This is a genomic window from Fictibacillus nanhaiensis (assembly GCF_023715445.1).
Taxonomy (GTDB): domain Bacteria; phylum Bacillota; class Bacilli; order Bacillales; family Fictibacillaceae; genus Fictibacillus; species Fictibacillus nanhaiensis_D.
In genome coordinates, this window is record NZ_JAMBOD010000001.1 from 683,342 (window position 1) to 696,573 (window position 13,232).

General features: G+C 40.1%; 13 protein-coding genes. All 13 read right to left on the reverse strand.

From position 1 onward, the window contains the following. Position 1: 1 nt before the first annotated feature. The 13 genes from floA to hemW all read right to left on the reverse strand — a co-directional run bounded on the left by floA (position 2) and on the right by hemW (position 13,169). Entirely contained in the window at positions 2–1,009 is a 1,008-nt protein-coding gene (gene floA, locus M3196_RS03625) for a flotillin-like protein FloA (protein WP_251320878.1), read from the reverse strand. Between the two features lie 16 nt (positions 1,010–1,025). After that, the gene (locus tag M3196_RS03630; protein ID WP_251320879.1) at positions 1,026–2,360 is read right to left on the reverse strand and encodes an NfeD family protein; all 1,335 of its coding nucleotides are present in this window, start codon (positions 2,358–2,360) and stop codon (positions 1,026–1,028) included. A gap of 95 nt (positions 2,361–2,455) precedes the next feature. Continuing rightward, positions 2,456–2,899, reverse strand: a complete 444-nt coding sequence (locus M3196_RS03635) for a GatB/YqeY domain-containing protein (protein WP_251320880.1) — start codon at positions 2,897–2,899, stop codon at positions 2,456–2,458. A 14-nt stretch (positions 2,900–2,913) separates the two neighbouring features. Next, complete coding sequence (gene rpsU / locus M3196_RS03640) at positions 2,914–3,087, reverse strand: 30S ribosomal protein S21 (RefSeq protein WP_007202240.1); 174 nt, start codon at positions 3,085–3,087, stop codon at positions 2,914–2,916. 150 nt (positions 3,088–3,237) lie between these two features. Next, complete coding sequence (gene deoC / locus M3196_RS03645) at positions 3,238–3,912, reverse strand: deoxyribose-phosphate aldolase (RefSeq protein WP_251320881.1); 675 nt, start codon at positions 3,910–3,912, stop codon at positions 3,238–3,240. Between the two features lie 123 nt (positions 3,913–4,035). Then, positions 4,036–5,388, reverse strand: coding sequence for a tRNA (N(6)-L-threonylcarbamoyladenosine(37)-C(2))-methylthiotransferase MtaB (gene mtaB, locus M3196_RS03650; protein ID WP_251320882.1), 1,353 nt, complete (start codon positions 5,386–5,388; stop codon positions 4,036–4,038). Positions 5,389–5,393: 5 nt separating this feature from the next. Continuing rightward, on the reverse strand, positions 5,394–6,146 hold the full coding sequence (locus tag M3196_RS03655; protein WP_251320883.1) for a 16S rRNA (uracil(1498)-N(3))-methyltransferase: 753 nt from the start codon (positions 6,144–6,146) through the stop codon (positions 5,394–5,396). Positions 6,147–6,164: 18 nt separating this feature from the next. Next, complete coding sequence (gene prmA, locus M3196_RS03660) at positions 6,165–7,106, reverse strand: 50S ribosomal protein L11 methyltransferase (RefSeq protein WP_251320884.1); 942 nt, start codon at positions 7,104–7,106, stop codon at positions 6,165–6,167. Between the two features lie 39 nt (positions 7,107–7,145). Beyond that, a complete protein-coding gene (dnaJ, locus tag M3196_RS03665) occupies positions 7,146–8,258 on the reverse strand; it encodes a molecular chaperone DnaJ (protein ID WP_251320885.1) in 1,113 nt (370 codons plus the stop codon). 177 nt (positions 8,259–8,435) lie between these two features. Further along, positions 8,436–10,265: a molecular chaperone DnaK gene (dnaK, locus tag M3196_RS03670; RefSeq protein WP_251320886.1), complete on the reverse strand. Its 1,830-nt coding sequence runs from the start codon at positions 10,263–10,265 to the stop codon at positions 8,436–8,438. Positions 10,266–10,295: 30 nt separating this feature from the next. Beyond that, a complete protein-coding gene (gene grpE, locus M3196_RS03675; protein ID WP_251320887.1) occupies positions 10,296–10,895 on the reverse strand; it encodes a nucleotide exchange factor GrpE in 600 nt (199 codons plus the stop codon). A gap of 22 nt (positions 10,896–10,917) precedes the next feature. Beyond that, positions 10,918–11,943: a heat-inducible transcriptional repressor HrcA gene (hrcA, locus tag M3196_RS03680; RefSeq protein WP_251320888.1), complete on the reverse strand. Its 1,026-nt coding sequence runs from the start codon at positions 11,941–11,943 to the stop codon at positions 10,918–10,920. An 80-nt stretch (positions 11,944–12,023) separates the two neighbouring features. Next, complete coding sequence (hemW, locus tag M3196_RS03685) at positions 12,024–13,169, reverse strand: radical SAM family heme chaperone HemW (RefSeq protein WP_251320889.1); 1,146 nt, start codon at positions 13,167–13,169, stop codon at positions 12,024–12,026. Between the last annotated feature and the right edge of the window lie 63 nt (positions 13,170–13,232).

Consider the following 13,232-nt stretch of genomic DNA (forward strand, 5'->3'; position numbering starts at 1 on the left):
CTTATAGTTTCCGCCCTTTATCATCATTATCTTTCTCAGGGTTTGATGATTTGCTGATGGATTCACGCATTGTGGTATCTGCCATGATATTCTTCATATTCATATAATCCATAAAGCCCATATTGCCGGAACGGAGTGCTTCTGCTAATGCCATAGGCACTTCAGCCTCTGCTTCAACAACTTTCGCTCTCATTTCCTGGACTCTGGCTTTCATTTCTTGTTCATTCGCTACGGCCATCGCACGTCTTTCTTCTGCTTTTGCTTGTGCAATGTTCTTATCTGCCATCGCTTGGTCAGTTTGCAGCTCTGCACCGATATTTTTTCCGATATCAATATCTGCAATATCGATCGATAGAATTTCAAATGCTGTTCCTGCATCCAAACCTTTTGCAAGGACTGTCTGTGAAATCAAGTCCGGGTTTTCAAGTACTTTTTTATGTGTTTCTGATGAACCGATCGTACTAACGATCCCCTCACCAACACGCGCAATGATCGTCTCTTCTCCCGCACCACCAACAAGACGATCGATGTTTGCTCGAACCGTAATTCTTGCTTTCGCTTTTACTTCAATTCCATCTAATGCTACCCCGGCAATAAATGGTGTTTCAATCACTTTGGGGTTTACGCTCATCTGTACAGCTTCAAGAACATCACGGCCAGCCAGGTCGATCGCTGCCGCGCGCTCAAAGCTTAGTTCAATATTGGCACGATGAGCCGCAATAAGTGCATTAACTACACGGTCTACATTCCCTCCAGCCAGATAATGGCTTTCAAGCTGATTTGTGCTTAATTCTATTCCTGCTTTAACAGCTTTAATCAATGGGTTTACTACGCGATTAGGAATGACTCTTCTTAATCTCATCCCTACTAGCGTAAATATACCTACACGGACTCCTGCTGCAAGAGCTGAGATCCAAAGCATAACTGGTACAAACGTAAACAGTACGGCCAACGCAATAACGATTAGACCAATGGCCACAAAACTTGCAATCGAACTAAATTCTAACATTCCCAACACACTCCATTCATTCTTTATTTTCAGCAAGTCTGACTACTACCCGTCCTCCGCTGACTTTAACAATTTTAACTTTTTCATTTATCCCAATAAATGAACCTTCAGATACTACATCGAGATATTCATCATCAATTTTTACGCTGCCCGACGGCCGTAATGGGGTAGCTGTAATACCAATTCTCCCCGTTAACTCTACACGTTCCTGGTGGGACAGGTATCCCTTTTCTGAGCTGGTTGAATCAAATAGCACCAATCGCTTCAGTGGTCCGTTATAACCAAAAGAACGGATGAAGAAATATGAGCCAATGACGGTTACAACAATCGCTATTGCAATTGCAATCAGAATTCCTGATAATGATCCTCCAGCCAAAATCAGCCCCGTTAACATTGCGATCACCCCTATAATGCCCATAATTCCTCCTGGCAGGAATATCTCCATAATCATTAGCACCAGTCCTATCACGAACAATAGAATGGCTTCCCATCCTGCCAAGCCTGCAATCATATGGCCATAAAAAAATAATAATAATGACAGTAATCCAATGGATCCAGCTATTCCAAATCCTGGTGTGTATAATTCAAGAACAAGACCTAAACTGCCTAAAGAAAGTAAAATCGGTACGATTACGGGATTTGTTACAAATCGGGCGATTTTATCTGCGAATGTAGGTTCTGACTCTAACACTTTAGCATCATCCAGTTTTAAAAAAGCCAGCAGTTCCTGACGGTCTTCGGCAATTTTTTCGGCATAGCCTACCTTTAAAGCCTCGCTTGCTGTTAAAGTCAGCAAATCCCCTTTCTTTAAACCGAGATCGGGAATTTCAACATCAGGATCGACCATAGCTTCTGCATATAATGGATCACGCTTGTTTAATTCTGCTGCTGCCAGCATCTCAGCCTTCCATGCTGATTCTGCTTTTTGCCCGGCTGTATTTCCCTGACTGTCGATTACAGCTGCTGAGCCGATCGTTGTTGATGGCTTCATAACAATGTTATCAGCATTCAATGCGATATAAGCTCCCGCTGAAAAGGCATTCTTCACGACGTACGCCGTAATTGGTATGTCTGTTTCTCTCATCACTTTTGCTATATGTAATGCGGCGTCTACCCGTCCACCAGGTGTATAGATTTCAAGCACAATGTGGTCAGTACCATTTTCTTCAGCTTCATTTATATTTCTCTCTAAAAAAGCTTCAAGTCCCCTTTCAACTTCATGTTCAACTGGTATGAATGCTACTGTTTTTCCTTGGCCTGCTGAAAACACTTGGTGGGTCGCTAATATTCCGTAAATACCCCAAACAAGACATAAAGAGTAGATCAGCAAACGGGTCCATTTCACAAACATCCCCCCTTCTCTAGCTATTTTACGTTAATTTCCAAGAAAAGTTTCAAAAAATAAGAAAACGCCCTGTGTAAATACAGAGCGTTTGTCAATTTCAATTATGATAAATGTTGCTGCACAATACGGTTAACGAGTCCGCCATCAGCTTTCCCTTTAACTTTCGGCATAAGTGCCCCCATAACTTTGCCCATATCAGCTTTGGAAGCAGCTCCTGTTTCTGAAATTGTTTGAGCAACAATTTCATGCAGTTCTTCTTCTGTAAGCTGTTTTGGCAAATATGGCGTAAGAACAGCAATTTCATCTTGAAGACCAGCGACTAAATCTTCGCGGCCAGCTTTTTCGAATTCTTGGAGGGAGTCTTTTCTTTGTTTCATCTCGCGTGCAAGCACAGTGAGCTCTTCTTCCTCATTCAATTCGTGTCCATGTTTGATGGCCTCATTTTGAAGAGATGCCTTCAACATACGAATTACAGAAAGCTTTTGCTTATCTTTGTTCTTCATCGCTTGCTTCATGTCTTGATTCAATGTATCAAGAAGACTCATATCTTACACCTCTCTTAGAACTTACGCTTTCTTGCTGCCTCAGCCTTCTTCTTTCGCTTTACGCTTGGCTTTTCATAATGCTTGCGCTTTTTAACTTCAGCCAATGTTCCATCTTTGGAAACGGATCTTTTAAAACGACGAAGAGCATCATCAATGGATTCGTTCTTGCGAACACGTGTTTCTGCCATTTGTATTTCCCTCCCTCCAGACCACCCTTACAAAAATCGTAAGAATGCGTCACATATCTTTTGCCATTATAATATATCCTTGTTATGTGGTCAACTTAATTTAAACAGGCTGGTTTAGGAGAGTAAATTTTACTTATTTACTTGATCAGCTTAATAATCTGAATCAGACTTTCCGCCTTCAACAATCGCAATTCCTGCACTTGCTCCAATACGTGTAGCACCAGCTTCGATCATTGCTAATGCTGTCTCACGGTCTCTAACAGCACCTGAAGCTTTTACACCTATATTTGGTCCAACTGTTTCACGCATTCGTTTAATATCTTCTACGGTTGCCCCGCCAGTTGAGAATCCAGTTGAAGTTTTAACAAAATCGATTCCGGCTTTAACTGCGATTTCACAAGCTTTCACTTTTTCTTCATCAGTTAATAGAGCGGTTTCAATAATCGCTTTAGTTAATGCTTTACCTTTTGCTGCTTCAACGACAGCACGAACATCTTGTTCAACTAGCTCATAGTTTCCGTCTTTTAAAGCACCAATGTTGATAACCATGTCAACTTCAGTTGCACCATTTTCAATCGCATTTTTTGTTTCGAATGCTTTTACTTCTGGAGTGTTTGCACCAAGAGGGAATCCGATAACAGTACAAACTGCTACATCAGAATCTTTAAGTTGTTCGAACGCAGTATATACCCATGTTGGATTTACGCATACAGAAAAGAAATTATATTTTTTAGCTTCTTCACAAAGAGTTAAAATCTCTTCCTTTGTAGTTTCTGCTTTTAAAGCCGTGTGATCAATCATTCTTGCAACATTTAAATTGCTCATAAAAACAATCCTTTCTAAACTGAAAAATTAAATACCGTAGTATCATACCAGATTTTTCGGCAGAAATCGAGCAGCGTTATACAGGACACCGTTAAAAAACATCCTGAAATGAATTCCAGGATGTTAGCTAGAAACAGCTTGCTTCAGGATTTCTTCCATTTCTTGTTTAACAAATATACCTTTATTATAAGGATACCCAGCTTCAGTGATTTTCACTTTCACTAATTTGCCAATCATGTCTTCATTTCCTTCAAAGACAACTTTCAAGTAGTTTGGAGTATATCCCACATATAAGTTTTTACCTGGCTCATCTTTAAATTCTTCTTCAGGTATAACTTCTACAACTGTATCTTCATAGTTAGAAGCGTATTCTTTTGCTAATTGGTCAGAGAGAGAAATCAATTTATGAACCCGTTCGTTTTTTACATCTTCAGGGACCTGATTTTCCATCTTGGCTGCTGGCGTTCCTGTACGTTTTGAATAGGGGAACACATGAAGTTCCATAAATTTATGGTGCTCAATAAAACGATAGGTCTCCATAAATTCTTCTTCTGTTTCTCCAGGAAACCCAACAATAACATCAGAAGTTATAGCAAGACCAGGAAGTGCTTCTTTTAAGCGATCCAGTCGTTCACCGAACATTTCCATCGAATACTTTCTGCGCATTCGTTGAAGAACTGTGTTTGAACCTGATTGCAATGGAATATGAAGATGAGGGACAATTTTATCGGAATTCCCCATAACTTCAATCACTTCATCTGAAATCTGGCTTGCTTCTATAGAAGAGATTCGGATTCGTTTTAAACCTGTAACTTGTTTATCCAGGTCTGAAAGCAATCTGGCAAAAGAATAATCTTTCATATCTTCACCATAGCCGGCTGTATGAATCCCTGTCAGAACAATTTCTTTATAACCTGAATCCACGAGCTGCTGAGCCTGGGATAATACATCCTCGGGTTTTCTTGAACGCAATAATCCCCTTGCCCAAGGAATAATACAGAATGTACAGAAATTGTTGCACCCTTCCTGAATCTTTAAAGATGCTCTTGTTCTGTCCGTGAAGGCTGGTACGTCGAGCTCTTCATAAACTCGCGCCTTCATAATATTAGATACCCCATTAATAGGCATTCTTTCTTCTTTATACTGCTGGATATACGTCAGCATTTTAGAACGATCTTGTGTTCCGACAACAACATCAACCCCGGGGATAGCCATAATCTCGGCAGGTGAGGTTTGAGCATAACAGCCTGTTACGCAGATTACAGCATCAGGGTTTTTACGAATCGCACGTCTGATTACCTGTCTGCTCTTTTTGTCACCTGTATTTGTCACGGTACATGTATTTATAACGTAAACATCAGCTGTACTGTCAAAGTCAGTTCTTTCATAGCCTTCTGACTGAAATAACTGCCAGATCGCTTCTGTTTCGTAATGATTTACTTTACAGCCTAAAGTATGAAAAGCAACGGATGGCATTTTCATCACCCCTTTAATTCAAAATGATAAGAAATAGCAGATAAAATATATAATGAGGCTGTTTCGGTTCTTAAGATTCTAGGACCAAGCCCGCATAGTTCAAATCCATGTTCTTTCAGAGCCGTTGCTTCTTTTTCGCTTAATCCGCCTTCAGGACCAATAACGCAAAGAAGAGTGTCTCCTTTTCCCGCTTTTTTTATTGCAGAAGAAAAACCGCTGTATTCTTGCTGTTTCGCTGTTTCTTCATATGCAACGATTTTTATATTAAACTGTTCCGCTAATTTTAGCAAATCAGAAAAAGACCTAGGGTTCATGATCTCTGGAATCTTGCTTCTGTGTGATTGTTCTGCAGCCTCTTTAGCGATTTTTTCTAAACGCTCTTTCTTCTTAGCGGCTTTTTTATCATCCCATTTCGCAACAGAACGATCAGCAGAAAAAGGAAAGAAAGAAAACGCCCCAAGCTCCGTCCCTTTCTGAACGATGTATTCAAGCTTATCTGCTTTTGGAAGGCCCTGTGCGATGCTTACCGAAACTGGAAGCTCAGGATCTGATTCAATGTCTTTAATCACTTGTGTTTCTACAGTACTTCCGCCAAGGTCAAGGATTTCACAAATAGAAGACCGATCGTTATTGTTACAGCAAATAATGTTGTCTCCCAGCTGCATTCTCATTACTTTAGCAATGTGTTTTGCATCTTCACCTTTTATAAAGACACGATCCTCTTTCCAGTTTTCCGGCGATACAAAGTACCTTTGCATTCAGAGCACTTCCTATTCTTATTTCTGATTTTGAGCGACGATTGCCACCCAATCTTCCATTTCTAATATTTCTACGATTGTAAAGCCCTGCTGTTCTAGCTTTGCTTTTACATCCCGCTTCTTTCCTTGAATAATACCTGAAGTAATAAAGTAACCGCCTGGTTTTAAAACTTTGCCGGCGTCCTCTACGAACAGCAGAATAATTTCAGCAAGAAGATTTCCTACAATAAGATCAACTGGTCCTGAGATTCCTTTTAATAAATCATTTTGATCAATATGAACTTTATTATGCACTTTATTAAGCTTTACATTTAATCTTGCACTGTTTACAGCTACTTCGTCCAGATCATAAGCATCCACTTTTTCTGCTCCTAACATAGCAGATGCAATGCTTAGAACACCAGATCCAGTACCAACATCAATTACAGTGTCGCCTTCTTTAATATACTTTTCAATGGCTTGTAAGCTCATAACAGTTGTTGGATGGGTACCTGTTCCAAATGCCATTCCCGGGTCGAGTTCAATAATTAATTCATCAGAATGGACAGGAACGTATTCTTCCCATGTTGGGGTTATTGTAATTCTCTTTGAGATTTTTACTGGCTTATAATACTTTTTCCAAGCAGTTGCCCATTCTTCTTCGTTCACTTCGGATATAGATATCGTGTTTGCACCAATATCTATATCGTATTTTACAAGGTTTGTAATGGCTTGCTTAATCTCATCAACGGTCTCCCCTAAAAAGCTGTTTACAGGAAGGTATGCTTTTAGAATAACACCTTCAGATGGATAGTCAGAGGGATTAAGCTGATAGATTTCACCAAACACAGATTGGCGTTCTTTAGAGAGGTCATCTACATCCTCTATCACAACTCCACTTGCTCCTGCCTCATGTAAAATATTCGATACTGGTTCAACAGCTTCCTGAGTAGTGTGGATGCTAATTTCTGACCATTTCATCATATCAACTCCGTTTATTAAGATTAAGAAGACTTGTTATTACTCACCTTTAAAGGCACGTTTCACTTTATCAAAAAATCCATCCTGCTGTTCATCAGGCAGACTTCCGCTAATTTCGGAAAAATCACGCAGCAGCTGTTTTTGTTTTTCTGTCAGGTTTTTCGGGGTAACTACTTTGACTTGAATATGCTGATCTCCCTGACCACGTCCATGAACATTTTTCACGCCTTTTCCTCTTAGCCTGAAATGAGTTCCTGTTTGTGTTCCGGCAGGTATTTTCAGTTTAACTTTACCGTAAAGAGTAGGGACTTCAATTTCATCACCTAAAGCAGCCTGAACAAATGTTAACGGCATCTCACAAAAGATGTCATCTCCGTCACGCTCGAAAAACTCATGATCTGCTACTTGGAAAACAACATATAGGTCACCTGCAGGACCTTCATTTGCACCCGGTTCACCATGCCCTGCCATACGGATCTGCTGGCCGTTATCCACACCTGCAGGAACTTTAACGGAAAGCTTTTTATTTTTACGTACTTTCCCTGCTCCATGACAAGTATTACATTTTTCTTTGATAATCTTCCCTTTGCCGCTGCAATGGTTACAAACTCTTCGGTTAACTATGCGTCCGAATGGAGTGTTTTGCTCAACATTCAGCTGACCGCTTCCCTTACAATGTGAACACGTTTCTGGTTTTGTGCCTGGTTTAGCACCAGAACCATGACATGTTCCGCATGTTTCTTCAGTTGGTATCTGAATCTCAGTTTCCTTACCGAATACCGCTTCTTCAAATGATAGGCGAAGTCCATATTGAAGGTCGTTTCCTTGTCGCGGTGCGTTTGGATTACGTCTTCCGCCGCCGCCTCCAAAGAACATATCAAATATATCACCGAACCCGCCAAAGTCGGCACCTGCTCCACCGAATCCCTGATTAGGGTCTGTGTGTCCAAACTGGTCGTAGTGTGCTTTTTTCTGTGGATCACTTAACGTTTCATATGCTTCTTTAACTTCTTTAAATTTCGACTCCGCATCTGCCTCTTTATTTACATCTGGGTGATACTGTCTGGCAAGCTTACGGTATGCTTTTTTAACCTCGTCATTGGAGGCGTTCTTATTTAATCCAAGTACTTCGTAATAATCTCTTTTACTCATAATAGGACACTCCCGAATTCTCACATAAAAGTTATCTTACCATTGAATACCACCTGACTCAAGACGTAACTGCAACTCTCTTCTTTGTCAAAAGTTGTTGTCAGCATTCTGTCTTGGTCAGAAAAAAAGTCAAAGTCAAGATAGCCTGACTTTGACTTTTTTACTGCTAAACATCATTTACTTATCGTCTTTTACTTCCTCGTAATCAGCATCTACAATGTTGTCATCGTTTTTGCCGGATTGTCCTTCAGCTCCACCTTGCTGAGCTTGTGCTTGCTGAGCAGCTTGCTCATAAAGCTTTACGGAAAGCTGCTGCACGATTTCACTTAAAGCGTCTTTTTCTTTCTTGATCGCTTCAATATCATTTCCTTCAAGTGCTTTTTTCAAGCTTTCTTTAGCTTCTTGTGCTTTTTTCACTTCTGCTTCGTCTACTTTGCCTTCAAGGTCTTTCAACGTTTTATCAACCGTAAATACAAGCTGGTCAGCTTCATTTCGTGTATCTACTTCTTCGCGCTTTTTCTTATCCGCTTCAGCATTTTCCTCAGCATCTTTTACCATGCGTTCGATCTCTTCATCAGATAGTCCAGTAGAAGATTTGATCGTGATGGATTGCTCTTTGTTCGTACCTAGATCTTTTGCACGTACGTTTACAATACCATTTGCATCGATGTCAAAGCTAACTTCGATTTGAGGTACACCGCGTGGTGCTGGCGGAATTTCAGACAACTGGAATCTTCCTAGTGTCTTATTGTGTGCAGCCATCTCACGCTCACCTTGAAGAACATGGATATCTACAGAAGTCTGATTATCAGCTGCTGTTGAGAACACTTGAGATTTTGATGTTGGGATCGTAGTGTTTCTGTCAATTAATCTTGTAAATACGCCACCCATTGTTTCAATACCTAATGAAAGTGGTGTTACGTCAAGAAGAACAACGTCTTTTACATCTCCAGCAAGTACGCCGCCTTGAATTGCTGCCCCAAGTGCAACAACTTCATCCGGGTTTACCCCTTTATGAGGCTCTTTGCCTGTAAATTTCTTAATTGCTTCTTGTACAGCTGGAATACGAGTTGAACCACCAACAAGAATAACTTTATCAATATCAGACGGAGACATGCCAGCATCGTTCAGCGCCTGGCGAGTAGGTCCCATAGTACGCTCAACTAAATCAGAAGATAACTCTTCAAATTTCGCACGAGATAAAGTTAACTCTAAGTGTTTTGGTCCTGAAGCGTCTGCTGTAATAAATGGTAATGAAATCTGTGTAGAAGTTACACCAGAAAGATCTTTCTTTGCTTTTTCAGCAGCATCTTTTAGACGCTGAAGAGCCATCTTGTCTTGAGAAAGGTCGATTCCGTTCTCTTTCTTAAACTCACTTACTAAATGGTTGATAATCACTTGGTCAAAGTCGTCTCCACCAAGTTTGTTGTCTCCAGATGTCGCTTTTACTTCGAAGAATCCATCGCCTAATTCCAGGATGGATACGTCAAATGTACCACCGCCAAGGTCAAATACAAGGATCGTTTGATCTTCATCCTTTTCTAATCCATAAGCTAATGCTGCTGCAGTTGGCTCGTTGACAATACGCTCAACTTGAAGCCCAGCGATCTGTCCAGCATCTTTAGTAGCTTGGCGCTGTGCATCGTTAAAATAAGCAGGTACTGTAATTACAGCTTTTTCAACTTTTTCTCCAAGGTAATCTTCAGCATGAGATTTTAATTTTTGCAAGATAATCGCTGAGATCTCTTGAGGAGTATAGTCTTTTCCTTCAACCGTTTCTTTATGGTCAGTACCCATATAACGCTTGATAGACATAATTGTGTTAGGGTTAGTAACTGCTTGACGCTTCGCTACTTCACCTACTGAACGGTCTCCGTCTTTAAATGCTACAACAGATGGTGTGGTACGGTTTCCTTCCGGGTTAGGAATAACAACCGCTTCTCCACCTTCCATAACAGCAATACAAGAGTTTGTTGTACCTAAGTCAATACCAATGATTTTACTCATGATTTTCCCTCCATAATCATATGTAGTTTTTTATGCGTTTACTTTTACCATTGCAGGGCGTATTACCCGATCCTTCAACATATATCCTTTTTGCAGTTCTTCAATGACAGTGTTTGACTCATATTCTGAATCTTCCACCTGCATAACGGCCTGGTGAAGATTTGGATCAAACTTTTCGCCAACTGCAGGAATTTCTGTTAAACCTTCTTGTTTTAAAGCATCAGATAACTGACGATATACCATTTCCATACCTTGAATAAGCGTTTTAGCCTGTTCATTTACAGCTTCTGTCTTCAAAGCACGCTCAAAGTTATCTAGAGCAGGTAATAATTGTTCTAGCAGACTCTGAGATTTATATTTAAGGCTGGCTGCCTGTTCTTCGCGCGTTCGGCGGCGGAAATTATCATAATCTGCCTGCAGGCGAAGATTTTTTTGACTCATTTCCTCCAGCTTTAATTCTAGTTCCTCAATTCGCTGCTGTTCTTCAGTAAGTTCTTCTCCTACAGATTCTTGGGAAGTATTTTCTTCAGAAATAATTTCTTCTTGAACTTCTTCCAGTGCTGTTGAGCTTACTGTTTCATCATTTACATCAGTCTGTGCTTGATTCTGTGTCATTTCTTCTTTGTTCATGCTTTCACCTCCCTAAAATCTTTTACTTAGAAAAATCGTTTAACCGGTTAGTCATTTCCTTAGATAAGGAGTCCAGCAATGAAATTACTTTTTTGTATTCCATTCTGGTAGGACCGATCAAAGAAATGGTTCCAATATGTTTACCATGCATCGTATAAGACGCATTGATTACGCTGCAGTTTTTCATAGCTTCATGTTCGTTCTCTGTGCCAATTTTCACAGTAACTCCCTTTTCAGTAGATGAAACTAGCTTTTCCATCAAGTCGCTCGTTTCCAAAAAGTCTAAAAGAGGTCTAACCTTATCCAGATCACGGAACTCAGGCTGAGAAAGCATATTCGTTTTCCCGCCGTAAAACAGCTTTTCCTTTTTACTCCATAATAGAAGCTGATCTAGAAAAACGCCCATATTTTGATAATCTCGTACATGTTTTTTAAATACAGACGATAATTCCTTTTGAATCCTGCTGTTTAAGTCGACTAGTCTTACACCTGCCAGTCTTTCATTCAGAATATTAACGAGCTTTTCTAAATCAGACGGTTCAATCGAGTTTGGCAAAACAATCTGCCTGTTCTCAACGTGGCCGGTATTCGTAACAAAGATTGCTACTGCCATCTGTGACGACAGAGGAATGATCTGCATGTGCCGGAGTTTCATGTCCAATGCATTAGGGCCTAGCACAACAGATGTGTAGTTCGTTATATCTGATAAAATTTTTGCAGACTGGTCAAACAGTGCTTCTGCTTCTTGAACTTTTTCTGTCGATAAAAGTTCAGTTCTATCTGTTACACTTGGTTGGACAGATAATGAAGGAAGCAGATGATCGACATAGAATCGATATCCTTTTTCAGAAGGAATTCTTCCGGAAGAAGTATGGGTTTTCTCTAAAAAACCGAGATCCTCAAGGTCTGCCAGTTCGTTTCGAATCGTGGCAGGACTGTAAGTGATGTCTTCTCTTTTAGAGATTGTTCGGGAACCTACAGGCTCAACATGCTTAATATAATCATCTATCAAAACACGTAAGATATAGAGTTGGCGTTCCGTTAACATCCCATCACCCCATTTGTTAGCACTCATTGAGAGCGAGTGCTAAATCTATAATATAAGTTACCAAAAGGTAGTCTTTGTTGTCAATCTAAAACTACACCTATAAATTCTTGGAACACTTCATTCCCTAACGGTCTGCCATCTTTTGTGAGAAAAAGCCTGCCATCTCGTTTCGCAAGCCAGCCTTTATGAATCATTCTTTCAATCGGTTCTTTATAAATATCAAACATAGATCTGCCATAACGGCTGAAGAATTCTTGATCCGATACTCCCTCCTGCTTACGAAGGCCCATAAACATCTCTTCTTCCATCTTTTCCGCAAGTGGCACTGGATGCTCTTCAACATAAGGGAATCTGTTTTCCTCTATCAAATTCATATACTGTTTTAAAGGTCCTGCGTTTCTTCTTCTTGTACCCTCTATATAACTGTGTGCGCCAGCTCCAATTCCGAAGTATTCGTTATTGTTCCAGTATTGGAGATTATGCTTGCTTTCATAACCCGGAACTGCAAAATTGCTGATCTCATATTGCCTGTACCCTTTTTTGTCTAAAGCCTCTATCAGATAATCATACATGGCCGCTTCAAGCTCATGTTCAGGAAGTACGAGTTTTCCTTTTTGTGCCAGGTTATAAAACACGGTTTTCTTTTCAATCTGCAAGGAATAAGACGAAATATGAGGAACATCAAGAGCTAAAGCCTCATCAACAGATTCCTTAAACATTTTCATCGTCTGACCTGGTAATCCAAACATAAGATCGATAGACATGTTAGGAATACCTGCTTTTTTAGCCTCAGAAACAGTTCTATAAACATCTTCCCTATTATGCGAACGGCCAAGTTTTTTTAACAGTGAGGATTGAAATGCCTGTACACCGATACTTAATCTGTTGACTCCATTGTTTTTCAAAACAGCGATCTTTTCTTTGGTCGTTTGTTCAGGATTTGCCTCAACTGTAAACTCTTGCAGAGAATTATTAAAAAAGATTCCGTTCACATCTTGTAAAAAAGTATCGAGCTGGCTTTCACTTAATGAAGTCGGTGTTCCTCCCCCAACGAATATTGTTTCCATTTTATAATTAGGGAAACGTTCTGCTGTATGAAGCATTTCTTTTTTCATAGAATTCAAATACTCATCAACCGGCTGCTGATGAATAAAGATTTTATTGAAGTCACAATAGTGGCAAATTTGAACGCAAAATGGTATGTGCAAATATAAAGCTTTCAGCATAATGTTCACCGCCTTCTACCAAAAAATAAGGAAAGACCGCATAATTGCCTTTGCGGTCTTTTT

What these genes read in the sequence shown, in the direction of transcription:
- floA (WP_251320878.1), bottom strand. Translation starts at nt 1,009, where the DNA reads ATGTTAGAATTTAGTTCGATTGCAAGTTTTGTGGCCATTGGTCTAATC.
- M3196_RS03630 (WP_251320879.1), bottom strand. Translation starts at nt 2,360, where the DNA reads ATGTTTGTGAAATGGACCCGTTTGCTGATCTACTCTTTATGTCTTGTT.
- M3196_RS03635 (WP_251320880.1), bottom strand. Translation starts at nt 2,899, where the DNA reads ATGAGTCTTCTTGATACATTGAATCAAGACATGAAGCAAGCGATGAAG.
- rpsU (WP_007202240.1), bottom strand. Translation starts at nt 3,087, where the DNA reads ATGGCAGAAACACGTGTTCGCAAGAACGAATCCATTGATGATGCTCTT.
- deoC (WP_251320881.1), bottom strand. Translation starts at nt 3,912, where the DNA reads ATGAGCAATTTAAATGTTGCAAGAATGATTGATCACACGGCTTTAAAA.
- mtaB (WP_251320882.1), bottom strand. Translation starts at nt 5,388, where the DNA reads ATGCCATCCGTTGCTTTTCATACTTTAGGCTGTAAAGTAAATCATTAC.
- M3196_RS03655 (WP_251320883.1), bottom strand. Translation starts at nt 6,146, where the DNA reads ATGCAAAGGTACTTTGTATCGCCGGAAAACTGGAAAGAGGATCGTGTC.
- prmA (WP_251320884.1), bottom strand. Translation starts at nt 7,106, where the DNA reads ATGAAATGGTCAGAAATTAGCATCCACACTACTCAGGAAGCTGTTGAA.
- dnaJ (WP_251320885.1), bottom strand. Translation starts at nt 8,258, where the DNA reads ATGAGTAAAAGAGATTATTACGAAGTACTTGGATTAAATAAGAACGCC.
- dnaK (WP_251320886.1), bottom strand. Translation starts at nt 10,265, where the DNA reads ATGAGTAAAATCATTGGTATTGACTTAGGTACAACAAACTCTTGTATT.
- grpE (WP_251320887.1), bottom strand. Translation starts at nt 10,895, where the DNA reads ATGAACAAAGAAGAAATGACACAGAATCAAGCACAGACTGATGTAAAT.
- hrcA (WP_251320888.1), bottom strand. Translation starts at nt 11,943, where the DNA reads ATGTTAACGGAACGCCAACTCTATATCTTACGTGTTTTGATAGATGAT.
- hemW (WP_251320889.1), bottom strand. Translation starts at nt 13,169, where the DNA reads ATGCTGAAAGCTTTATATTTGCACATACCATTTTGCGTTCAAATTTGC.